Source organism: Streptomyces sp. NPDC104581 (genome assembly GCF_055583685.1).
In genome coordinates this window covers 79,598-101,933 of record NZ_JBVJNN010000019.1, presented here as the reverse complement: position 1 = coordinate 101,933, position 22,336 = coordinate 79,598, and the positions used below count along the sequence as shown (strand labels likewise).

Annotated in this window: 20 protein-coding genes and 1 pseudogene; 4 read left to right on the top strand and 17 right to left on the bottom strand. The window is 72.5% G+C overall.

All coding sequences use genetic code 11. From position 1 onward, the window contains the following. Positions 1-8 precede the first annotated feature (8 nt). The 4 genes from fxsA to ACZ61E_RS17880 form a co-directional block, all read right to left on the bottom strand. Positions 9-617, bottom strand: coding sequence for an FxsA family membrane protein (fxsA, locus tag ACZ61E_RS17895; RefSeq protein ID WP_469700566.1), 609 nt, complete (start codon positions 615-617; stop codon positions 9-11). A gap of 53 nt (positions 618-670) precedes the next feature. After that, positions 671-1,438 carry a polyprenol monophosphomannose synthase gene (locus ACZ61E_RS17890; RefSeq protein ID WP_469700565.1) on the bottom strand — a complete coding sequence of 256 codons (768 nt, stop codon included), beginning with the start codon at positions 1,436-1,438 and terminating at the stop codon, positions 671-673. A gap of 564 nt (positions 1,439-2,002) precedes the next feature. Further along, positions 2,003-3,649, bottom strand: coding sequence for an amidohydrolase (locus tag ACZ61E_RS17885; RefSeq protein WP_469700564.1), 1,647 nt, complete (start codon positions 3,647-3,649; stop codon positions 2,003-2,005). A gap of 98 nt (positions 3,650-3,747) precedes the next feature. Further along, on the bottom strand, positions 3,748-4,188 hold the full coding sequence (locus ACZ61E_RS17880) for an Lrp/AsnC family transcriptional regulator (RefSeq protein ID WP_469700563.1): 441 nt from the start codon (positions 4,186-4,188) through the stop codon (positions 3,748-3,750). 204 nt (positions 4,189-4,392) lie between these two features. On the opposite strand from ACZ61E_RS17880, the gene ACZ61E_RS17875 reads away from it, so the two are divergent. Next, positions 4,393-4,785, top strand: coding sequence for a hypothetical protein (locus ACZ61E_RS17875; protein ID WP_469700562.1), 393 nt, complete (start codon positions 4,393-4,395; stop codon positions 4,783-4,785). A gap of 132 nt (positions 4,786-4,917) precedes the next feature. Here ACZ61E_RS17875 and ACZ61E_RS17870 read toward each other — a convergent pair whose 3' ends face one another. After that, complete coding sequence (locus tag ACZ61E_RS17870; RefSeq protein ID WP_469700561.1) at positions 4,918-6,090, bottom strand: acyl-CoA dehydrogenase family protein; 1,173 nt, start codon at positions 6,088-6,090, stop codon at positions 4,918-4,920. A 429-nt stretch (positions 6,091-6,519) separates the two neighbouring features. Between ACZ61E_RS17870 and ACZ61E_RS17865 the strand changes: the two genes are divergently transcribed. Then, a complete protein-coding gene (locus ACZ61E_RS17865) occupies positions 6,520-7,767 on the top strand; it encodes a glycoside hydrolase family 18 protein (protein WP_469700560.1) in 1,248 nt (415 codons plus the stop codon). A 96-nt stretch (positions 7,768-7,863) separates the two neighbouring features. Here the strand turns inward: ACZ61E_RS17865 and ACZ61E_RS17860 are convergent, their stop codons facing one another. Both ACZ61E_RS17860 and ACZ61E_RS17855 read right to left on the bottom strand, forming a co-directional pair. Continuing rightward, the gene (locus ACZ61E_RS17860) at positions 7,864-8,520 is read right to left on the bottom strand and encodes a TetR/AcrR family transcriptional regulator (protein ID WP_469700559.1); all 657 of its coding nucleotides are present in this window, start codon (positions 8,518-8,520) and stop codon (positions 7,864-7,866) included. Between the two features lie 114 nt (positions 8,521-8,634). Beyond that, positions 8,635-10,038, bottom strand: coding sequence for a peptidase C39 family protein (locus ACZ61E_RS17855; protein ID WP_469700558.1), 1,404 nt, complete (start codon positions 10,036-10,038; stop codon positions 8,635-8,637). A 187-nt stretch (positions 10,039-10,225) separates the two neighbouring features. Here ACZ61E_RS17855 and ACZ61E_RS17850 point away from each other — a divergent pair, with 187 nt between their 5' ends. Continuing rightward, complete coding sequence (locus ACZ61E_RS17850; protein ID WP_469700557.1) at positions 10,226-10,855, top strand: hypothetical protein; 630 nt, start codon at positions 10,226-10,228, stop codon at positions 10,853-10,855. Positions 10,856-11,228: 373 nt separating this feature from the next. Then, positions 11,229-13,139, top strand: a complete 1,911-nt coding sequence (locus tag ACZ61E_RS17845; RefSeq protein ID WP_469700556.1) for an AAA family ATPase — start codon at positions 11,229-11,231, stop codon at positions 13,137-13,139. A gap of 104 nt (positions 13,140-13,243) precedes the next feature. On the opposite strand, the gene ACZ61E_RS17840 is transcribed toward ACZ61E_RS17845, so the two are convergent. From ACZ61E_RS17840 to ribD, 10 genes and pseudogenes are all read right to left on the bottom strand, one after another. Then, on the bottom strand, positions 13,244-14,353 hold the full coding sequence (locus tag ACZ61E_RS17840) for a hemolysin family protein (RefSeq protein ID WP_469700555.1): 1,110 nt from the start codon (positions 14,351-14,353) through the stop codon (positions 13,244-13,246). Next, the gene (locus ACZ61E_RS17835) at positions 14,350-15,798 is read right to left on the bottom strand and encodes a hemolysin family protein (protein WP_469700554.1); all 1,449 of its coding nucleotides are present in this window, start codon (positions 15,796-15,798) and stop codon (positions 14,350-14,352) included. The genes ACZ61E_RS17840 and ACZ61E_RS17835 overlap by 4 nt, the downstream gene beginning before the upstream one ends. 305 nt (positions 15,799-16,103) lie before the next feature. Beyond that, a pseudogene (locus ACZ61E_RS17830) lies at positions 16,104-16,568 on the bottom strand (PH domain-containing protein); the annotation flags it as partial. A 14-nt stretch (positions 16,569-16,582) separates the two neighbouring features. After that, positions 16,583-17,431 (bottom strand): ATP phosphoribosyltransferase, encoded by an 849-nt coding sequence (gene hisG, locus ACZ61E_RS17825; protein WP_469700553.1) that lies wholly within the window; start codon positions 17,429-17,431, stop codon positions 16,583-16,585. A 130-nt stretch (positions 17,432-17,561) separates the two neighbouring features. Continuing rightward, positions 17,562-17,831 (bottom strand): phosphoribosyl-ATP diphosphatase, encoded by a 270-nt coding sequence (locus tag ACZ61E_RS17820; RefSeq protein ID WP_469700552.1) that lies wholly within the window; start codon positions 17,829-17,831, stop codon positions 17,562-17,564. Positions 17,832-17,865: 34 nt separating this feature from the next. Beyond that, on the bottom strand, positions 17,866-18,351 hold the full coding sequence (gene ribH / locus ACZ61E_RS17815; RefSeq protein ID WP_469700551.1) for a 6,7-dimethyl-8-ribityllumazine synthase: 486 nt from the start codon (positions 18,349-18,351) through the stop codon (positions 17,866-17,868). A gap of 62 nt (positions 18,352-18,413) precedes the next feature. Continuing rightward, positions 18,414-19,706, bottom strand: coding sequence for a bifunctional 3,4-dihydroxy-2-butanone-4-phosphate synthase/GTP cyclohydrolase II (locus ACZ61E_RS17810; RefSeq protein ID WP_469700550.1), 1,293 nt, complete (start codon positions 19,704-19,706; stop codon positions 18,414-18,416). Beyond that, positions 19,703-20,371, bottom strand: coding sequence for a nicotinamide mononucleotide transporter family protein (locus tag ACZ61E_RS17805; protein WP_469700549.1), 669 nt, complete (start codon positions 20,369-20,371; stop codon positions 19,703-19,705). The genes ACZ61E_RS17810 and ACZ61E_RS17805 overlap by 4 nt, the downstream gene beginning before the upstream one ends. After that, complete coding sequence (locus ACZ61E_RS17800) at positions 20,368-20,988, bottom strand: riboflavin synthase (RefSeq protein ID WP_469700548.1); 621 nt, start codon at positions 20,986-20,988, stop codon at positions 20,368-20,370. The genes ACZ61E_RS17805 and ACZ61E_RS17800 overlap by 4 nt, the downstream gene beginning before the upstream one ends. Further along, positions 20,989-22,167: a bifunctional diaminohydroxyphosphoribosylaminopyrimidine deaminase/5-amino-6-(5-phosphoribosylamino)uracil reductase RibD gene (gene ribD, locus ACZ61E_RS17795; protein ID WP_469700597.1), complete on the bottom strand. Its 1,179-nt coding sequence runs from the start codon at positions 22,165-22,167 to the stop codon at positions 20,989-20,991. Positions 22,168-22,336: the final 169 nt, after the last annotated feature.

Sequence of the window (22,336 nt, the reverse complement as noted above, 5' to 3'; positions counted from 1 at the left end):
GGACGCCCTCAGTGCGTCAGGGGCGGCCGGGGCCCGTCGTGGCCCGAGTCACCCGGCGGGCGCGGCTCGTCGTGCCTGATGACCTCGCCCTGCACGACCTTGCCGTCCGGGCGGGACATCCGTGCCTGCTGGGCCTGCTGGTACGCCTCCCCGAGACTTCCGGGCCCGGCGGCGCGCATCCGGCGCTCCAGGGACCGCTCGGCCCTGCGGCTCAGCAGCGAGCGCACCGGGGGCAGCAGCAGCACCAGGCCGACGGCGTCGGAGATCAGCCCCGGCAGCATGATCAGCAGGCCGCCCAGCATCAGGAAGCCGTTGCCGGAGCGGGTGTTGGCGCTCTCGTCCGAGCTGCCCGCGTCGGGGTTCTCCTGCTGCCGCTGCGCCCGCTGGAGCGTCTCGGTGAGATTCTTGAACGCCCGCCGGCCCGCCCGCTTCACCACCACCGCGCCCAGGATGCCCGCGCCGATCAGCAGCAGCAGTACGGTCAGCCCGTTCGTCGCCTCGGCCACGACGGTCAGCAGCCAGATTTCGAGCACCAGCCAGAGAGCGATGCCCAGGGGGACAATTCTGCGCGCTCGCGAGCGCTTCGGGGCCGCGGGAGGCGGTGCGCCGGTCGTCATGACTCCAGTGTGCCTGGCGGCGGCTCGCGTTGTCGTACGAGGGGCGGCCGGATTCAGAGGGGCTTCCGGCCGAGCATCCGGTTCGCCCGGGTACCGACGCCCCAGGCGGTGACCCGCCAGAGCGCCTCCACGAGGATGTCCCGGCTCATCTTCGAATCGCCCAGCTCACGGTCGACGAAGGTGATCGGCACCTCTACGACATGGCAGCCGGCCTCGACGGCACGGCGGGCGAGGTCGACCTGGAAGCAGTACCCCTGCGAGGCGACCTCCTCCAGACCGAGCCGGTCGAGCGTCTCCGTACGGAAGGCGCGGAAACCGCCGGTGATGTCGCGCAGCGGCAGACCGAGCAGTGCCCGCGAGTAGGTGCTGCCGCCGCGGGAGATCATCTTCCGACTCCGCGGCCAGTTCACCACCCGCCCGCCGGGCACCCAGCGCGAGCCGAGCACCAGATCGGCGCCCTTGAGCGCGGTCAGCAGACGGGGCAGTTCCTCGGGCTGGTGGGAGCCGTCGGCGTCCATCTCGACCAGCACGCCGTAGCCGTGCTCCATGCCCCAGTGGAAGCCCGCCAGATAGGCGGCGCCCAGCCCTTCCTTGCCCTTGCGGTGCAGGACGTGGACCTGGCCGTCGTCGGCGGCGAGTTCGTCGGCGAGCTTCCCGGTGCCGTCGGGGCTGTTGTCGTCGGCCACCAGGATGTCGGCCTCCGGGACCGCCGCGCGCACGCGGCCGACGGTCCGTTTGATGTTCTCCGCCTCGTTGAAGGTCGGGATGATCACCAAGGCTGCGCCGAGCGGGCCGTACTGCCTCTGACCACCGTCGTTCACAACTGCCCCTTAATCGCCGTACGCAGAAGTACCACCTTAGCGAGCACGCGGGGGGTGTCCGTCCACACGGTCGCGGGGTGTCGGAGGGGACGGGGCACGGGCGGCCGGAATCCGGCGGTCCGGGCGGCCGGGCAGGGGATCCGGGTAGGGATCCGGGGCCTGGGGATCGGGTCCCGGCGTCCTTCGGGCCGACCTGGGACCCGCCGGCTGCGGGTCGACCGAGAGCCGTTGTCTACTGAACGCCGGGGCCCTACCCGGGTCTCACCCGCCGACCGGCAGAAACCTTCCCTCGCCCCCGAGGCGCGGGCGCTGAACCTGGCTCCCAGCGGTGGCGCGCCGGTGCGGCACGCCACCCCATGACCCAGCGGCGTTCGACGACTGCGTGGGAGTTGCCGGTCGGACGTCGTTTGGTGGACCCGGCCGAACCTACCGGCCGGTGAGTGCGTGCTGTCAACACTCCTCCCACCTGCGGAAATTACCTGTATCAGCAGGTCAGCGGGGAAGATCCGCTGGTCGCGACAGTGACCGACGGGCATCGGTCGGCCGTACGGAAACGCGGGTACATCACTCGTTCGGTCGCACGAACACCGTACGTCCGCCCACCACGGTCCGCAGACAGCGGGGCAGAGCCACGCCGGGCGTCAGATCCGGCAGGCCCGGCGTGCCCGAACGCGGGTCGGTGGACCAGCGGGAGACCCGGTCGTCGGGGGCCTGGACGATCAGTTCCTCGGTGCGCCAGACCGCGTAGTCGGCGGGGGCACCGGGGACGAGCACCCCCGTGTCGTCCCGGCCGACCGCGCGACCGCCGCCGCGCGTGTGGGCGGTGAAGCCGGCGCGTACCGAGATCCGGTGGGCGGGGGTGCGGTGGAAGGCGGCGGCCCTGATCGTGTCCCAGGGGTCGAGCGGGGTGACGGGGCTGTCCGAGCCGAAGGCGAGCGGGACACCGGCGCGCAGGAGCGCCGCGTACGGGTTGAGCGTGCCGGCGCGCGCCTCACCGAGCCGGTCGGCGTACATGCCCGCCGTACCGCCCCACGCCGCGTCGAAGGCGGGCTGGACGGCGGCGGTGAGGCCGAGTTCGGCGAAGGCGGCGACGGTCTCGGGGGTGAGCATCTCGGCGTGCTCGACCCGGTGGCGGGCGGCCCGGATCCGGGCGAGGCCGAGCGTCTCGGCGGCAGCGCGCGTCCCGGCGACGACGGCGGCGGTCGCGGCGTCCCCGATGGCGTGGAAGCCCGCCTGGAGACCGGCCTCGGTGCAGGCGGTGACATGGGCGGCGATGCCGGCCGCGTCGAGATGCGCGGTGCCGGTGTGGGGCGCGTCGGCGTACGGCTCGCTCAGCCAGGCGGTGTGCGAGCCGAGGGAGCCGTCCACGAAGAGGTCGCCCGCCGCGCCGACGGCGCCGAGTCCACGGATCCGCGCCGCGCCCTTGGCGTCGCTGATCAGCTCGGCCCAGTAGCCGTGGACGCGTGGGCCCGGTTCCTCGCCCGCGAGCCGCAGGAGCCCGGTGAAGTCGTCCTCGTCGGAGATCTCGGGGCCCGCGCACTCGTGGAGCGTGCCGATACCGAGCGATGCCGCGCGGGCGCGTGCGACGCGCTGCGCCTCGGTGCGCTGCGCCGGGGTCACCGCTCCGTGCGCGGCGGCGCGCACGGCGTGGTGGGCGTCGCCGGTCAGCGGGGCGTCCCGATGGAATCCGGCCAGATCGCGGACGCCGGGCACCAGGTCGAGCAGTGCGGTGGTGACCACGGCCGAGTGGACGTCCACCCGCGTCAGATAGAGCGGCCTGCCGCCCGCCGCCTCGTCCAGTTCCGCTCGGGCGGGGGCCCGGCGCTCGGGCCAGCGCGCGGCGTCCCAGCCGTGCCCGAGGAGCACCCGGTCTCCGGGGTGCGCGGCGCGGTGGGCGCGGACGAGGGCGAGCGCGTCGCCGAGGGTCCTGGCGCCGGACAGGTCGAGTCCGGTGAGGGCGAGTCCGGTGGCGGTGGTGTGGACGTGCGCGTCGGTGAACGCCGGGGTGACGAGGGCGCCTTCGAGGTCCACGGTCTCGTCGACCCCGGAGGCGAAGGAGTCCGCGGCGCCTTCGGAGCCGACCCAGGCGACATGGCCGCTCTCGACGACCATCGCGGTGGCGAAGGGGTCGGCGGGGCTGTGGACGTCTCCACCGCGCAGCAGCACGGTGCGGGGTTCGCTCGGGGTCCGGGGGGCGGCGCGATCGTTCATGCCGCCCAGTCTCCCGCCCCGCCGGACGGCGGCTGCACGCAGGGGTGGGCATCGGTCCGGAACCCCCGGAGGCGGACCGGGCCCCGGGGGAATGCCGCCTAGAAGTGCGGTCCCCGTGCCTCGTACGGCGTGGACAGGACGACCGTCGTACGGGTGGAGACACCCGCCAGGGTGCGGATACGGGTCAGCAGGTGCTCCAGCTCCAGCGGGGTGGCCACCCGCACCTTGAGGATGTAGTTCTCCTCGCCCGCCACGCTGTGGCACGCCTCGATCTCGGGGATCGGGGCGAGCCGCTCCGCGATGTCGTCCGGCGCGCTGGGGTCGAAGGGTTTGACCGAGATGAAGGCCGTCAGGGGCAGGCCGACGGCCTCCGGGTCGACGACGGCGGCGTAACCCCGTACCACTCCGCGCTGCTCCAGCCTGCGGACCCGCTGATGCACCGCCGAGGTGGACAGACCCGTGGCCTTGCCCAGGTCGGTGTAGCTCATCCGCCCGTCCTTGACGAGCAACTCCACGATCTGACGATCCAGCTCCTCCATGCGGATCAACCTATTGCCCGAGGAGGCTTCCGGCACAGCCGAGGGCGTACCCGATCGTCACGCGCGCCGGGCATGTGACGAAGACCACAGGTATGTCACGGGGTCCGTCGAGACCTCACGGTTACCCGGCTCGCGCGACGGGAATTGCTTGGTGTGGTCGAGGCCGCACGTGGCCGTTCGGCCCACCCGAGGGGGAGTGTCTCCATGCAGAGCCTGAAGCGCGCCGGACGTATCGAACCGGAGCCCGTTGAACCCGTCGAGGCCGATGATCTCGACTCCTGCGACACCTTCGAGATGTACCGGGTCGTGTGCCCGGACTGCTCGCAGCCGATCGCCCTGCTGGCGGACGAGGACCGCCTCCCGGAGCACGCGCTCTGCCCCAGCCCGTGGACCCCGTTCGTGCTCACCGTGTGCGCGGGTACGGGCCGTCCGGCCCGGGACGCCCGGCCGGCCGACGAATCGCTCGACGCCCAGGAGCAGGACACCGCACTGCTGCTGACGCTCCCCCAGGGGCTGGACTGGCGGACACAGCCGTTCTCCCACGCGGGCGGGGCGCGCCCGTTCAAGCTGCCGCATCTGCGGCGGCACGCCGCCTGACGCGCCATCACATGAGGTCCGGGCGGGAATCGGCCGATCGCTGACCGCCCGACCTGATCGCCCGTCAATTCGCTTGGCCCGTCCGCCGGTTGGTGACGACCGACGGACGGACCCGGTCCGGCGAGCGGGTGTTCAGCGGGTCTCGGGCCCCGCGAGGTGCCGCGCGATCACCATGCGCTGGATCTGGTTGGTGCCTTCGACGATCTGGAGCACCTTCGCCTCGCGCATGTAGCGCTCGGCGGGGAAGTCGGCCGTGTAGCCGTATCCGCCGAGCACCTGGACGGCGTCCGTGGTCACCTGCATCGCGGTGTCCGTGCAGAACAGCTTCGCCATCGCCGCCTGCCGGGAGAACGGCAGGCCGGCGTCGCGCAGCCGCGCCGCCGCGAGGTACAGGGCCCGTCCCGCCTCGATACGGGTGGCCATGTCGGCGAGCATGAAGCGCAGGCCCTGGAAGTCGGCGATGGGGCGGCCGAACTGGCGGCGCCCCGTCGCGTACTCCACCGCCTCGTCGAGGGCCGCCTGGGCGACACCCACGGCGCAGGCCGCGATCCCCAGCCGTCCGGAGTCGAGCGCGGAGAGCGCGATCGCGAAGCCCTGTCCCTCGTCCCCGATCCGCCGGTCGTCGCCGAGCCGGACGCCGTCGAAGTGGAGCTGGGCGGTGGGCGAGCCGTTCATGCCCATCTTCTTCTCGGGCGCGGCGGCGGTCAGGCCCTCGGCGTCCCCGGGCACCAGGAAGGCCGAGATGCCTCCGGCGCCCTCGCCCCCGGTGCGCGCGAGCACGGTGTAGAAGTCCGCGACACCGCCGTGGGTGATCCATGCCTTGGTGCCGGTGATCACCCAGTCGTCGCCGTCCCTGACGGCCTTCGTGCTCAGGGAGGCGGCGTCGGAGCCGGAGGCGGGCTCGGAGAGGCAGTACGCGCCGAGCAGACCGCCGCCCAGCATGGCGGGGAGGTACGTGGCCTGCTGGTCGGCGGTGCCGTACGTGGCGAGCGCGTGGCAGGACAGGGAGTGGACGCTGACGCCGAGGCCGACGGTGAGACGGGCCGCGCCGAGCTCTTCGAGGACTTGGAGCCAGACCTCGTACGGCTGGTCGCCGCCGCCGTGTTCGGAGTCGTACGGGAGGCCGAGAAGGCCCGATTCGGAGAGGAGGGAGAAGGTCTCCCGCGGGAAGTGTCCCGCCGCCTCCTGCTCGGCCGCCACGGGGACGATCTCCCGCTCGGTGATGTCGCGTACGAGTGCGAGCAGGTCCTTGGACTCCTCGGTGGGCAGCTGACGGTCCACCGGACGCGGGGCGCGGTCGGGCATGGCGGCGCTCTCCTCCCTCTCGGGGCGCTACGGCGGTCGCGCACGCAGGGTGTGGCGGCGCCGCCGGTCGAGATCCGGGGGTGTCCCCGGACCGGATACCTACCCAGCCGATGCTGCCTTCCCGGATCACGGGGCGGGCTGACCAGCGACTGTGGCGCGTTGAGTATGCCCGATCGGCGGGGAGTAGTCACGGGCGGCCGGATCCCGCACGGGGGTCCGGGCCCGTCCCGTCCGCACGCCGCCGGGGGAGCCGCCGGGCAGACGCTCAGGCCGCTGCCGGGGGGTCTCCGGGCTCCGCCGAGTGTGCCGGAACTTGGTCCGCACCATTGACCCACTGGTCTAGTCCTTCTAACGTCCCGGTGAACACTCTTCGCGTCCATGCCAAGTCGACGGCAGGGGCGTCGATCTCCCTCCCCACGAGGAGACACCATGCTCAGACCGCACCGTCCCCGCGCCCGTTTCCGGGCGCTCGTCGCCGCGGCGTGTACCGCCGCTCTCGGCGTCACCCTGCTCGCCGGCGCCGGAACCGCGGCCGCCGGCCAGGAGAAGGCCCCGGCGGCGGCCCCCACAGCCGCCGGTGAGAAGGTCATCGGATACTTCGCCAACTGGGGTGTCTACGACCGCAATTACCACGTCAAGAACATCGAGACCTCCGGGTCCGCCGACAAGCTGACGCACATCAACTACGCGTTCGGCAACGTCCAGGGCGGCAAGTGCACGATCGGCGACGCCTTCGCCGACTACGAGAAGGCCTACACCGCCGACCAGAGCGTCGACGGTGTCGCCGACGCCTGGGACCAGCCGCTGCGGGGCAACTTCAACCAGCTCCGCAAGCTCAAGGAGATGCACCCGGACCTCAAGGTGATCTGGTCGTTCGGCGGCTGGTCCTGGTCGGGCGGCTTCGGTGAGGCGGCGAAGGACCCGGCCGCGTTCGCCAAGTCCTGCCACGACCTGGTCGAGGACCCCCGCTGGGCCGATGTCTTCGACGGCATCGACATCGACTGGGAGTACCCGAACGCCTGTGGTCTGACCTGCGACACCAGCGGGCCCGACGCGTTCGCGAACATGGCGTCGGCGCTCCGTACGGAGTTCGGCGGCGACAGCCTGGTCACGGCGGCCATCACCGCCGACGGGTCCGAGGGCGGCAAGATCGACGCCACCGACTACGGCACGGCGGCCCAGTACCTGGACTGGTACCTGCCGATGACGTACGACTTCTTCGGCGCGTTCGCGGCGCAGGGCCCCACGGCCCCGCACTCGCCGCTCACGTCGTACGACGGCATCCCGCAGGAGGGCTTCAACTCCGACGCGGCGATCACCAAGCTGAAGGCCAAGGGAGTTCCCGCGGAGAAGCTGCTGCTCGGCATCGGCTTCTACGGCCGGGGCTGGACCGGGGTCACCCAGTCCGAGCCGGGCGGTTCGGCGACGGGCGCGGCGGCCGGCACGTACGAGGCGGGCATCGAGGACTACAAGGTCCTGAAGAACACCTGCCCGGCCAACGGCACCGTGGCCGGTACGGCGTACGCGCACTGCGGCAGCGACTGGTGGAGCTACGACACCCCCGCCACCATCGGCACCAAGATGGACTACAAGAACGAGCAGGGCCTGGGAGGCACCTTCTTCTGGGAGCTCAGCGGCGACACGACCGACGGTGAGCTGATCAAGGCGATCGACTAGCCGCTCGGGGACACGCGATCCCTCGGCGGACGGCGCCGGGCGGGCTCAGCGGGCCCGTCCGGCGCTTGCGCGTCCGGGGCGCTTCCTGACGTTCCGTCAGCGGCCGGTGTACGGGCGGAAGTCCGGGTCCGGCGGCGGCGCCGGGCACTCCGGCGCGAACTCCTCGATCGTGTTCAGCGTGTGACGCAGCATCCGCACCAGCAGATCGCGCGGGATCTCCCGGGTCAGCTCGCCGCGGTGCTCCAGCCATTCGAGCGTCAGCCACTCGACGCTGCTGAGCCAGCCGAGCAGGGCGAGCCGGGCGATCGGCGGGATGTCCTGGCGGCCGTAGGCGCCCTCGGCGACGGTGGAGACCAGTCCCGTACGCACCGCGTCGCGGATCGCCTGCACCTGGGTGTCGAAGCCGACGCCGCCCGTGATGATCGTCCGGTAGGCGGCCTCGTTGAACTCGGCGAACCGGAGGTACGCCTCCACCGTGCGCTGGACGCGCTGGGTGCTCGGCAGACCGGCGCCGCCCGCCGCGAGCGAGACCAGCTCCATCACCGAGTCCTCGATGATGGCGAGGTAGTAGCCGCGCTTGTTCTTGAAGTAGTAGTAGATCAGCCCCTTGGCGACACCCGCGTGCTGGGCGATGTCGTCCATCGACAGGGCGTCGTACGACGTGTCGGCGAACAACTTCCGGCCGGTGGCGATGAGTTCGGAACGGCGCAACTGCGCCCGCTCGCTCTCGCCACGCTGCTGCCTGTTGTTCAAATCCGCGCGTCCCAGGTCTCGGCCGTCTCAGGAGATCCGCAGTATGGCAGACCCGCCGACGGCGGCCGAGGCCGCCCGCGGCGCCGGGGAGGACCCCCGGCGCCGGGAGACGGCTCAGCGCACTCCTACGGCCTCCAGCGCCTTGCGCTGGGCCGAGGTGGGCTCGACGGGCCAGTAGAGGTAGCAGACACCGCCGGTGCCGGAGACGACCGCGCCCGAGGCGTTGTAGCGCTTGGTCCGCAGCCAGATGTTCTCCCACTCACGGCGCCGGTAGATCCGCCGCACGGCCTCGTTGCTCGGTGACGCGGGGTCGTTGGCGATCACGTCGCCGGCCGTCGTGAAGCCGATCACGGTCATCAGGTGGCCGGAGGTGCCGTAGCCGGCCCCGGTCAGCTCGCTCGCCAGGAAGGACTGCGAGGTGATGACCGGGATGCCCGCGCGGATCAGCCGCTCGACGTCGGTGAGCGAGCCGAGCCGGGTGACGACCGCGTTCATGTCCTTGTACCCGGCCGCATAGGCCGCGTTGAAGGGCCAGTTGCCACAGCCGTCGTACTGGTAGTCGAAGGTGAACCGGGCCGCGTGGCAGACCTGCGGGTCGTCGAAGTCCGGGTTCACCCAGGCCAGATCGGCGGGGGTGGGCTTGCGGCCCCAGTACTCGATGATCATCTGTGACGAGGTGGGGCTGCACCACGCCTCGCCGCCGTTGTCGTACTCCGGGTACTGGCCCACGTGCGTGTTCTGCGAGTAGCGCGGCACCGCCAGCTCGCGGGCCACCTGGTGCGCGGCGGCCGGGACGGTGAACCGGTCGGGGATGTCCGAGGCCATCGCGCCCACCCGCCGGACCGTGGGTGTGAGCGTGGTGCCCGGCTTGCGGTGGAGCGTGAGGCGGAGCTGGTACGACACGAGGCGCAGACCGCTCGCCGGGTCGTCGAGGGCGAGGGTGTCGGTCCAGACGCTGCTGCGGTCGTCCGTCTGGTCGTCGACGGACGTACGGCGGATGTCGCCGTCCCCGGACGCCCAGCGGCCCATCACGTACCAGGGGGTCGCCCCGCCGTCGGAGTAGGTGCCGCGCAGCTCGGTCTGGATCCAGGTGCCCGCGGGGGTCTCGGCGTTCCAGGAGGCGATCGCCTCGGTGGCCGGGACGCCGGAGCGATGGACGGGCGAGGTCCAGGTGGCGTACTCCCAGGTGCTGGTCGCCCCGGTGTGCGGGTCCGTGTAGTCGGTGCTGCCCGCCGGTACGCCGATGACGAGTCCGGAGCGACCGCCGGAGAGGACCTTCGTGCCGTCGGCCGTGCCGCCGCGCCAGTCGGCGGCACAGCTCCAGAACCGGTTGTCCACTCCGGTGGGCGCGCGGTGGGGCGCGGTCGCGGGTCCGGAGCGGGCGGACGGTGCGGAGGGCGCGGCGGCCAGGGCGGGCGTGGCGGCGGAGAGCGCGCCCGCGCCGGCCGCGGCGAGGGCGGTGGCGAGCACCGTACGGCGCGACGCCGGGCTGTTCCAGGATGCTGCTGTGCTGTTCATGGGACCCCCGGGTCACTGGTCACTTCACTGGTATGTGCACGACAGTCCGTCAACTATCGCGGCTCCCGATCCGCTTCGGCCAGCGATTCGTCCCGCGTCGCCGGACCAATATTGGTCTCCACCACTGATACCCCTCCCCCGCGCGGGAGCACGCCGCGTCCCACCCGTCCGCGCATAGGCTGACCGGGTGGACGACCTCACCGAAGCCGCGACGACCCTGCGCGCACTGCCGCCGTCCTGCGGCCAGGTCCGGCTGGTCGCGGTCGACGGGCACGCCGGTTCCGGCAAGAGCACCTTCGCCGGGCGGCTCGCCGCCGCGCTCGGCGGCGCGCCCGTCCTGCGCCTGGACGACCTGGCCACGCACGACGCGTTCTTCGACTGGACGCGGCGGCTCACCGACGACGTGCTCGGCCCGCTCTCGCGGGGCGCGACCGCGCGGTACGCGCCGTACGACTGGACGCAGCGGCGCTTCCGTGCGCCCCTGCCGCTGCCTCCCGCGCCGGTCGTCCTGGTCGAGGGGGTGGGCGCGGGCCGGGCCGCCGTACGGCCGTGGCTGGCGAGGCTGCTGTGGATGGACCGGGGCGCCGAGGAGTCCTGGCGGCGGGGCCGCGAGCGCGACGGCCCGGAGCTGTCGGCCTTCTGGGACGGCTGGACGCGGGCGGAGACGCGCCATTTCGCGGCCGATCCCTCGCGTCCCTTCGCCGATGTTCTGGTGCGCGAGTGGCAGGAGGGATACAAGTGGCTGCCCGGAACTCGTGCGAATGCGCCAGAGGTTGAACCTGTCACCTACGGTGACGGGACATTCCCTCCGTACTGAGCAGTCGGAAATCAGCCCCGAAGGTGCCTCAACTCGGCTTGACCAAGGGGTGGGACAGGTCTTACGTTCTCAATGTGCGGCTTTTCGGAGCCGCCGCAGACGCGAAGCCCCCGGTTGTTCCCCCGTGATCGGGGGCTTCGTTCTGCCCTCTTCGCCGTCTCCCGGCGCCGCCCCCCACCCAGCGATCACCCTGGGTCACCGGAGCGGGCGGGCGGACCGCGCCCTTAATCGCGCACCCTCTGCGCAGGTACGATGCCCCTTGGTTGGGTAGGTCTGGGGTCAATTCCCGTCCACGACAAGCTGGTTCAGCACGCTCTGCCGACGGGCGCCCGCCCGGCGGGACATCACGGGGTCATGGTTTGTGGGGGGCCTGATGGACATCGGCACGCAGGGCGCTGGAGCCCCGGCCGATCTCGCGTGGGTACGTGGCGTGGACGCCTACACGATGGGGGCGTATCCACAGGCGGAGGAGGAGTTCCGGGAGGCCGTACGGCTCGATCCCGGCATGGCGGACGGCTGGCTGGGGCTGCACGCGCTGCGGGTCGACACCACGGCCGCGCTGCTGCACATGTACCGCCACCGTGACCGCTTCGGCGAACAGCGCTCCCGCCACCGCCGCACGCTCAACTCCTGGTACTGGCTGGGCTGGTGGGTCCAGCCCGTGCTGGAGAGCCGGCGCGATCTGCTGCTCGCGCACGCCTCGCACTGGCTCGACGGCCGGCACGTGCCCGAGCTGGACCGGGCGCTCGCCGGGCTGCCGCCCGTGGACGCCGATCCGCATGTGCGCTTCCTGCACGCCTGCCGGGCCTATCTGGTCAAGGACTGGGACCAGTTGGTGCGCCACACCGAGTCCCTCGTCAACGACCCGCTGCTGGGCATCGAGGCCGGGCTCTTCGGGGGCATGGCACGCGTCCGGCTGGAGATGTACGGACAGGCCGAGCCGCTGCTCTCGACCTCGCTGATGCGCTGCCGCAGCGAACAGCCGCAGCGCAAGGAGCTGCGCTACTGGCTGGCGCGGGCGCACGAGGGGACCGGGCGCAGCGCCGCCGCGCTGCCGCTGTACCGGGCGGTGCACCGGACGGACCCGACCTTCATGGACACCGCCGCCCGGCTCGCGGCCATCACCGACTCCGACGGGTACGACGGGGCGGACGACTCGGCGGGACTCGCGTCGGTCGCGCTGGCAGGTTTCGGCCAGGACGCGCTGGACGCGCAGACCGACGGCGAGTACCCGCAGGGCGCCGACCCGCGGCCGGGCGCCGACGGCCAGTCCACCTTCGGCGTGGGTGTCCCGGCGAACCCGGTGGACCCGGTGGACGGGATACGGGAGAAGGCGGGCGTACCGTCGCAGCCCGCTCCCCCGCAGTTCCCCGACCGCCCCACCGACCCGGTCCTGCTCGCCGAGGCGCTGGCCGAGCTGGAGCGGATGGTGGGTCTGGAGCCGGTGAAGCGCCAGGTCAAGGCGTTGTCCGCACAGCTGAACATGGCGCGGTTACGGGCCGGCCAGGGGCTGCCCGTACAGCCCCCCAAGCGTCACTTCGTCTTCTCCGGCCCCTCGGGCACCGGCAAGACGACCGTCGCGCGCATCCTCGGCCGGGTCTTCTACGCGCTCGGGCTGCTCGGCGGTGACCATCTGGTCGAGGCCCAGCGGGCCGATCTGGTCGGCGAGTTCCTGGGCCAGACGGCGGTGAAGGCCAACGAGCTGATCGACTCGGCGATCGGTGGCGTGCTGTTCGTCGACGAGGCGTACAGCCTCGCCAACTCGGGCTACAGCAAGGGCGACGCGTACGGCGACGAGGCCCTCCAGGTGCTGCTGAAGCGCGCGGAGGACAACCGGAACCATCTCGTGGTGATACTCGCCGGCTATCCGGAGGGCATGGACCGGCTGCTCGCCACCAACCCCGGTCTCTCGTCCCGCTTCACGACGCGCGTCGACTTCCCCAGCTACCGGCCCCTCGAACTGACCGCGATCGGCGAGGTACTGGCCGCCGAGAACGACGACGTGTGGGACGAGGAGGCGCTGGACGAGCTGCGCAGCATCAGCGGCCATGTCGTCGACCAGGGCTGGATCGACGAGCTGGGCAACGGCCGCTTCCTGCGCACCCTCTACGAGAAGAGCTGCGCCTACCGCGATCTGCGGCTCTCGGGTTACGGCAGCACGCCGGGACGCGACGATCTCGCCACGCTGCGGCTGCCGGATCTGATGCAGGCGTACGGCGAGGTGCTGTCCGGCCGGGGGCCGCTGGACCGGGGGCGCGGTCCGGGGGACACGCCGCAGTTCTGACCCGGCCGGGGCGCGCGCCCGGCGCCGGACGACGGTCCCGGCCCCCCGGGCGTCGGACGGCGGCCGAGGTGACCGAGCCGCCCGGCGCCGGGGAGCGGGCGCGTTCAGTGCGCCAGGACCTGGTCCGACGCATCGGGCGGGCCGGCCTTGCCGCCGGACCGCAGCGCCACCGGCAGCGTCGCCTCCCGGTGGGCCGGGTCGCGCACCTCACCGACCAGCGTCTCCAGCACGTCCTCCAGCGCGACGAGCCCCAGCACCCGGCCCGACCCGTCGGCGACCTGCGCGAGGTGCGCGGCGGCCCGGCGCATCACGGTGAGGGCGTCGTCCAGTGGCAGTTCGGCCCGCAGGGTCGTCATCGGCCGCCAGATGTGCTGCGGTACGGCGCGCTCCCGCTCCTCCAGGTCGAGGACGTCCTTGACGTGCACGTACCCCATGAAGGCCCCGGTGCGGTCGGCGCAGACCGGGAAGCGGGAGAAGCCGGTGCGGACCGTCAGCTCCTCGATCTCGCGGGGCGTGACGGCGGGTGTCACCGTCACCAGCCCGGCCCGGGTGAGCAGGACGTCGGTGACCGGCCGGGAGCCCAGCTCCAGGGCGTCCTCCAGCCGCTCCTGCTCCGCCGGTTCGAGGAGACCGGCCTGACCGGAGTCCTCCACCAGCCGGTTGAGCTGCTCGCTGGTGAAGACGGCCTCCACCTCGTCCTTGGGCTCGACGCCGAAGGCCCGCAGGACCAGGCCGGCGCAGGCGCCGAGGGCCGCGGTGACGGGGCGGCAGAGCCGGGCGAAGCCGACGAGCCCGGGGCTGAGCCAGATCGCGGTCCTCTCCGGGGCTGCCATGGCGAGGTTCTTCGGGACCATCTCGCCGATGACGAGGTGCAGGAAGACGACCGCGGCGAGGGCGACGAAGAAGCCCAGGGGATGGATCAGCCCCTCGGGCACATGGGCCGCGTGGAAGAGCGGTTCGAGGAGCCGGGCCACGGTGGGCTCGGCGACGGCGCCGAGCGTCAGGGAGCAGATCGTGATGCCGAACTGCGCGGCGGCCATCATCTGCGGGAGGTTCTCCAGGCCGTGCAGCACCTGCCGCGCTCGGGCCGATCCCCCGGCGGCCAGCGGTTCGATCTGGCTGCGGCGCACCGAGACGAGCGCGAACTCGGCTCCGACGAAGAATCCGTTGGCGAGGACCAGCACGGCGGCGAAGAGGAGTTGGAGGGCGCTCACCGGGCCGCCTCCGCTTTCGCGGGAACCTTCGCGGGAGCCCGCGCCGGGCTCGCGGCGGGGGCGGGGGCCGCCGTCGGGACGGTGGCCCCCGGCGTCGCCGAGGTGCGGGCCGCCGCCGGGACCGGCGCGGGGACGTCGCCGGTGCGCACGAGGCGTACCCGCTCGGCCCGGTAGCGCCCGACCTGCCGGACGGAGAGCCGCCAGCCGGGCAGCTCGGCGCGGTCGCCGGGCGCGGGGATCCGGCCCAGCAGGTCGGCGACCAGTCCCGCCACCGTCTCGTAGGGCCCGTCGGGCACTTCGAGCCCTATCCGCTGGAGCGTGAGGACCCGGCAGCTGCCCTCGGCGTCCCAGGCGGGCCGTCCGTCGTCGGTGGCGACGGAGGCGAGTTCGGGCCGTCCGTCGCCCACGCTGTCGTGCTCGTCCAGGACCTCGCCGACGAGCTCCTCGATGATGTCCTCAAGGGTGACGACCCCCGCCGTGCCGCCGTACTCGTCGATCACCACGGCGATGGGCTGCTCGCTGCGCAGGCGCTCCAGGAGCTGCTGCACGGGCAGGGTCTCGGGCACGAGCTGGGGCTGCACGGAGATCCGGCCGACCGGTACGCGCCGGCGCTCCTGCGCCGGGACGGCGAGCGCGTCCTTGAGATGGGCCATGCCGACGATCTCGTCGATGCGCTCGCGGTAGACCGGGAACCGAGAGAGTCCGGTGGCACGCGTCAGGTTGAGCACGTCGGCCGCCGTCGCGTCCCACTGGAGGGCTATGACCTTCACGCGCGGGGTCATCACGTGCTGCGCGGTGAGGTGGCCGAGGGACAGGGTCCGTACGAAGAGGTCCGCCGTGTCCTGTTCGAGGGCGCCGGCGAGCGCGGAGTGCCGGGCCAGCGAGACCAGTTCACCGGGTGTACGGGCGGAGGCCAGCTCGTCGGTGGGCTCGACGCCGAACAGCCGCACCAGCCGGTTGGCCACCGCGTTGAGCAGGGTGATCACGGGCCGCAGGACGGTGGCGAACAGATGCTGCGGGCCCGCGACGAAGCGCGCGACCTGCAACGGCCGGGAGACGGCCCAGTTCTTCGGTACGAGCTCGCCGATGACCATCTGGACGGCGGAGGCCAGCAGCACACCGGTCACCACGGCGACTCCGGGCACGGCGCCCTCGGGGAGCCCCGTCGCGGTGAGCGGGCCGTCGAGCAGCCGGGCGAGCGCGGGCTCGGCCAGCATGCCGACGACGAGCGAGGTGATGGTGATGCCGAGCTGGGTGCCGGACAGCTGGAAGGACAGCTCCCGGAGGGACCTGACGACGGCGCGGGCGCGGCGGTCGCCGGCCGCCGCCGCGCGCTCGGCGTCCGGGCGGTCCACGGTGACGAGGCCGAACTCGGCCGCGACGAAGAATCCGTTGGCCAGGATGAGAAGGAATGCCGCGGCGAGCAGCAGAAGGGGGATGGTCATGCCGCCGCCTCTTCGAAGGCGGCGGCGCGGGTACTACCGGATGATCCGTCCATTGCTGGAGGGAGTCACTCCTCGGGTCGCAGGATGCCCCGCGGGCCGGTACTCACGGCCGTCGGATGCGGGGCGGGGCGCACCTGGCGCCTCCGTCCCCAGAGTAGCCACTGGCGCGGGCACCGCAATGTTCACGCCGGACCGGTGTCCCGGGACGCGTCCGTACCGGCGTCCGTACCCGCGTTCCCGGCGGCGTCCGTACCGGCGCCCTTGGCGGGGCCGGGGGATGTGCCCGCGCCGGCCTCCCCGGCCGTCTCCGCGCCGGTGCCGTGCGACTCCGCGAGGGTGCGCAGCGTCCGTGCGTCGCGCACGGCCTTCTGCTTGGCGACGCCGGGCTGGATGCCCAGCACGGCCAGGCTGGTGCCGTCGCTCAGGTCGAGGAAGACCCACGGGTCGCCGACGCGCAGGTTGACGCGCAGGATCTCGGCCCACTCCAGCCGCCGGGTGCGGGTGATGTTGACGACGGTGACTCCCGTGCCGTCGGCGACGACCTTGGGGCGGCTGAGGAGGACCAGCACCCCGAAGAAGAGCAGACCGACGAAGACGAAGCTGACGCGCTCCCCCGCGTTGAGCTTCTCCAGCATCACGGACATGGCCGTGATGACGACGAGCATGACCGTGCCGACCGAGAGCAGGACGGCGCGGGTGCCGTTCGGCCGGAACGTCACGGGAAGTGCGGGCGGGGCGGGGAGTTCGGGGCGGGCGGCCGGCACGGGCATCAGGGGTACGTCCTTCACAGGCGGCAGGCGTGGATGGCCGTGGTGAGGATGGCGCGGGCACCCAGTTCGTACAGGTCGTCCATGATGCGCTGCGCCTCCCTGGACGGGACCATCGCGCGGACGGCGACCCAGCCCTCGTTGTGCAGCGGCGAGACGGTGGGCGACTCCAGGCCGGGGGTGAGGGCGACGGCGCGCTCCAGGTGCTCGGCGCGGCAGTCGTAGTCCATCATCACGTACGTGCGGGCGACCAGGACGCCCTGGAGGCGGCGCAGGAACTGCTGGACCTTGGGGTCGCCGGTGTCCGCGCCGTTGCGGCGGACGACGATCGCCTCGGACCTCATGATCGGTTCGTCGACGACTTCCAGGCCGGCGTTGCGCATCGAGGTGCCGGTCTCCACGACGTCGGCGATGATCTGCGCGACGCCCAGTTCGATCGCGGTCTCGACGGCGCCGTCGAGGTGGACGACGGAGGCGTCCACGCCCTTGTCGGCGAGGTACTTGACGACGATGCCCTCGTAGGAGGTGGCGATCGTCAGCCCGCCGAAGTCGGCGACGGAGGTGGCCGTGCCGGGCTTGGCCGCGAAGCGGAACGTGGAGCGGGCGAATCCGAGCGGCAGGATCTCCTCGGCGCCCGCGCCCGAGTCGAGCAGCAGGTCGCGTCCGGTGATGCCGATGTCGAGACGCCCGGAGCTCACGTAGATCGCGATGTCGCGGGGGCGCAGGTAGAAGAACTCGACCTCGTTCTCCGGGTCGACCAGGACGAGTTCCTTGGACTCCTTGCGCTGCTGGTAGCCGGCCTCATGGAGCATCGCCGACGCTGCCCCGGAGAGTGAACCCTTGTTGGGGACGGCGATACGCAGCATGACAGCGGCTTCCTTACGTATGCGTGGGAGCGGGGGAAGGAACAGTGGACGGGAGCGGGGTCAGGGGGCCGGGGCGCCGGCGCGGCCGTACGTCCGCGGGCGCGGGGCCACGGGCCGCCGGAGGTGGTGCTCAGAGATGGGAGTAGACGTCGTCGAGCGAGATCCCGCGCGCGACCATCATCACCTGGACGTGGTACAGCAGCTGCGAGATCTCCTCGGCGGTGGCTTCGGGGCCCTCGTACTCGGCCGCCATCCACACCTCGGCGGCCTCTTCGACGACCTTCTTACCGATGGCATGCACTCCCTTGTCCACCAGCTCGGCGGTGCGGGAGGTGGCGGGGTCGCCCGTGGCGGCCTTCTGCTGGAGCTCGGTGAAGAGCTCCTCGAACGTCTTCGACATGGTGAGGACCACCCTACGCGGTCCGCACGGACCGTCAGCGCCAGGGTTCGGCGACCGTACGCAGGGTGGCCGCCGTGGCGACGGCCGCGGTGGCGGCCTCGTGCCCCTTGTCCTCGTTCGAGCCCTCCAGCCCGGCCCGGTCGAGCGCCTGCTCCTCGGTGTCGCAGGTCAGTACGCCGAATCCGACGGGCACCCCGGTGTCGATCGAGACCTGTGTCAGGCCCTGGGTGACGCCCTGGCACACGTAGTCGAAGTGGGGGGTCCCGCCGCGGATGACGACGCCGAGGGCGACGACGGCGTCGTACCCCCGGTCGGCGAGGACCTTGGCGACGACGGGCAGCTCGAAGCTGCCGGGGACCCGGAGCAGGGTCGGCTCGTCGATGCCCAGTTCACGCAGCGCGCGCACGGCGCCGTCGACCAGCCCGTCCATGACCTTCTCGTGCCACAGGGCCGCGATGACCGCCACCCGCAGGTCGCCGCAGTTGCGGACGGACAGTTCGGGTGCACCCTTGCCGCTCATGTCTCTCCCGTTGTTCCGATGTGCCGATGTGCCGGAGCGTGTGCGTCGTGGTCGTGTCGTGGTCACTGGTTGCCGCAGGCCGAGGTGGCCGCCGGGTCGAGCCAGGGCAGTTCGTGCCCCATCCGGTCCCGCTTGGTGCGCAGGTACCGCAGGTTGTGCTCCCCCGCCTGGACGGGCATGGGCTCGCGGGCGGTCACGTCGAGACCGTGCCGCGTCAACGCGTCGATCTTGTCGGGGTTGTTGGTCATCAGCCGCAGGCTGCGCACACCGAGGTCGTCGAGGATCCGCGCCCCGGCCGCGTAGTCCCGCGCGTCGGCGGGCAGGCCGAGCTCCAGGTTGGCGTCGAGGGTGTCGTGCCCGCGCTCCTGGAGTTCGTACGCGCGCAGCTTGGAGAGAAGACCGATCCCGCGCCCCTCGTGGCCCCGCAGATAGACCACGACGCCCCGGCCCGCCTCCGTGACGCGCCGCATCGACGCCTGGAGCTGTGGACCGCAGTCGCAGCGCTGCGAGGAGAAGATGTCGCCGGTCAGGCACTCGGAGTGCATCCTGACGAGGACGTCGGCGCCGTCGCCGATGTCACCGTGGACGAGGGCGACGTGCTCGACGCCGTCGACGGTGGACCGGTAGCCGAACGCGGTGAACTCGCCGAACGCCGTGGGCAGCCGGACCTCGGCCTCGCGGCGGACGGTGGGCTCCGCCGATCGCCGGTACGCGATCAGGTCCTCGATGGAGATGATCGTCAGACCGTGCTTGCGCGCGAACGGGATCAGCTCCGGCAGCCGGAGCATCACGCCGTCCTCGCCGGCGATCTCGACGATCGCCCCGGCCGGCCGCAGCCCCGCGAGCCGGGCCAGATCGACGGCGGCCTCCGTGTGGCCGTCGCGTACGAGCACCCCGCCCGGCTTGGCGCGCAGCGGGAAGACATGGCCCGGCCGGACGAAGTCGCCCGGTCCGGCGGCGCTTCCGGCGGCGAGCAGCCGCAGTGTGGTGGCCCGGTCGGCGGCCGAGATGCCGGTGGTGACGCCGTGGGCCGGGCCCGCGTCGACGGAGACGGTGAAGGCGGTGCGCATCGACTCGGTGTTGTGGTCGACCATCTGCGGCAGTTCGAGCCGGTCCAGCTCGTCGCCCTCCATGGGCGCGCAGATCAGTCCGCGGCACTCGCTCATCATGAAGGCGACGATCTCGGGGGTCGCCTTCTCGGCGGCGATCACCAGATCGCCCTCGTTCTCGCGGTCCTCGTCGTCGACGACCACCACGGGACGGCCCGCGGCGATGTCCATGATCGCCCTCTCCACGGGGTCGAGGGCGAAGTCCTCGATGTTGTCCGTGGAGTACCAGGTGGGCTGTGCGGTCATGCTGCTGCTCCTTCCAGAGCCGGGGTGCCGGCGCGGGTGCGCAGCCACCAGTCACGCAGTCCCCAGAGGACGAGACCGAGGTAGACGACGTACACGAAGCCGGAGAAGGCGAGTCCGCTGCTGAAGGCGAGCGGTACGCCCACGAGGTCGACCAGGAGCCAGGCGAACCAGAACTCGACCAGACCGCGTGCCTGGGCGACCATCGCGGCGAGGGTGCCGACGAAGATGTACGCGTCGGGCCAGGGGTTCCAGGACAGTTCGGGCACGGCGGTGAACAGGCCGCCGACGGCGAGGGTGCCCAGCGCCGTGCCGCCGAGGAGCAGCCAGCGCTCGGGCCAGGTGGCGAACCGTACGGCGATCGTGCCGTCCTGCGCCTGCCGCCGGCCGCGCTGCCACATCCGCCAGCCCCACAACGCCACGCCGATGACGAGGAGTTGTTTGCCGACACCGCCGCTCAGGTGCGCCGACGCGTAGGCGGCGACGAGGACGACACCGGAGAGCAGCTGCGCGGGCCAGGTGAGGATCGAGCGCCGCCAGCCGAGCACCAGGGCGATCAGGCCGATGGAGTTGCCGATCATGTCGGACCAGATGATGTGCTGGCCGAAGGCGGTGAACGCCTCGGCGTTCAGCCAGTCCATGGCCGGCCAGGAGGGCATGGCGCTCATCGGACCGGCCCCCCGGCGTCCGGGGCGGGGAAGGCCAGCAGGCGTTCCACGTACTTGGCGATCACGTCGACCTCCAGGTTGACCGGGTCGCCGGGCTGTTTGATGCCGAGGGTGGTGAGCGCGAGGGTGGTGGGGATGAGGCTGATGGTGAAGTGGTCGGGGCCCGCCTCGACGACGGTGAGGCTGACGCCGTCGACGGTGATGGAGCCCTTCTCGACCACGTAGCGGGCGAGAGCGGCGGGGAGCGAGACCTTGACGACCTCCCAGTGCTCGGACTTCTCGCGGCCGACGACGGTGCCGGTGCCGTCGACATGGCCCTGGACGATGTGGCCGCCGAGCCGGCCGCCGACGGCCATGGGCCGCTCCAGATTGACCCGGGCGCCGGGCACGAGCGCGCCGAGGCTGGAGCGGTCGAGGGTCTCGGCCATGACGTCGGCGGTGAACTCGCCGCCCTCTTCGAGGTCGACGACGGTGAGGCAGACGCCGTTGACGGCGATGGAGTCGCCGTGCTTGGCGCCTTCGGTGACGGCGGGGCCGCGCAGCCGGAAGCGGGAGGAGTCGCCGAGATTCTCGACGGCGGTGACCTCACCCAGTTCTTCGACGATTCCGGTGAACACTCAGCGCTCCTTGGGAGTGGTGACGGCCGCGGCGCCCATGGGGGCGGTGCCCGCGGCCACGGTGCTTTCGGGGACGGCGCCCGCGGGTGCGGCGGGTTCCGGTACGGCGTGTTCCGGTACGGCGGTGACACGCAGATCGGGGCCGACACGTGCGGTCCCGGTCATCCGCAGGCGCAACGCCCCGGTGAGGGTGGTGATTCCGGCGTCGCCGAGCGCGGCCGGTCCTGCGCCCAGCAGAACGGGCGCGAGATAGCCGACGACCTTGTCGACGGCCCCCGCCGCGACGAAGGCACCGGCCAGCGTCGGACCGCCTTCGAGGAGTACGGAACGGACCCCGCGCGCGTGCAGGCCGGCGAGCAAGGCGGGTACCGACAGCCCCCGTTCGGCGCGCGGCAGCCGCAGGACGTCCACCGGCGCCCCGCCGGGACCGGCCGCCTTCAGGTGCGTGGTGTCCGCGTCGTCGGCGACGGCGATCAGCGTGGGCCCCGCGCCGTCCAGGACGCGTGCCCCGGGCCGTACGGCGGTGGCATCGGTGTCGACGACGACCCGCAGCGGCTGGACGGCGCCCTCGACGCCGCGGACCGCGAGGTGCGGGTCGTCCGCGCGCGCGGTTCCCGAGCCGGCGACGACGGCGTCGGCCTCGGCGCGGAGGCGGTGGACGTCGGCGCGCGACTCGGCGGAGGTGATCCACCGGCTGGTGGCGTCGGCCGCCGCGATCCGGCCGTCGAGCGTGGCGGCGTACTTCCACAGGACATGGGGGCGGCCGAGGCGTACGGAGGTGAGCCAGGCCGCGTTGCCCGCCTCCGCCTCGTCGGCGAGCAGGCCCTGCTCGACCCGGACTCCGGCCGCCCGCAAGGTCCCGGCGCCGCCGGTCGCCCGCGGGTCGGGGTCGCCGACCGCGTACACGACCCGGGCGATCCCGGCCTCGACGAGCGCCCGGGAGCAGGGTCCGGTGCGGCCGGTGTGGTCGCACGGTTCGAGGGTGACGTACGCGGTGCCGCCCGCGGCCCGGCCGCCGGCCGCGCGCAGGGCGTGGATCTCGGCGTGCGGGCCCCCGGCCCGCCGGTGGAATCCCTCGCCCGCGGGCCGGCCGGCGGCGTCGAGGATCACGCATCCGACAACCGGATTGGGGCTGGTGGCGCCGAGGGCGCGGGCGGCGAGCGTGACGGCCCGCCGCATGGCGTCGGTGTCGGCCGTGGTGGTGGCCACCGGGTCCTCCCTGCCTCTGGGGCACGGACTCCGGGGCCTGTCGAAGACGACAGAGAAACGGGAAACGCGCACGGGAACGCCGGACCGATGGACGGAGCGTCCGAGGACGATCCGCCGACGGCGGCATACCGGTGACGGC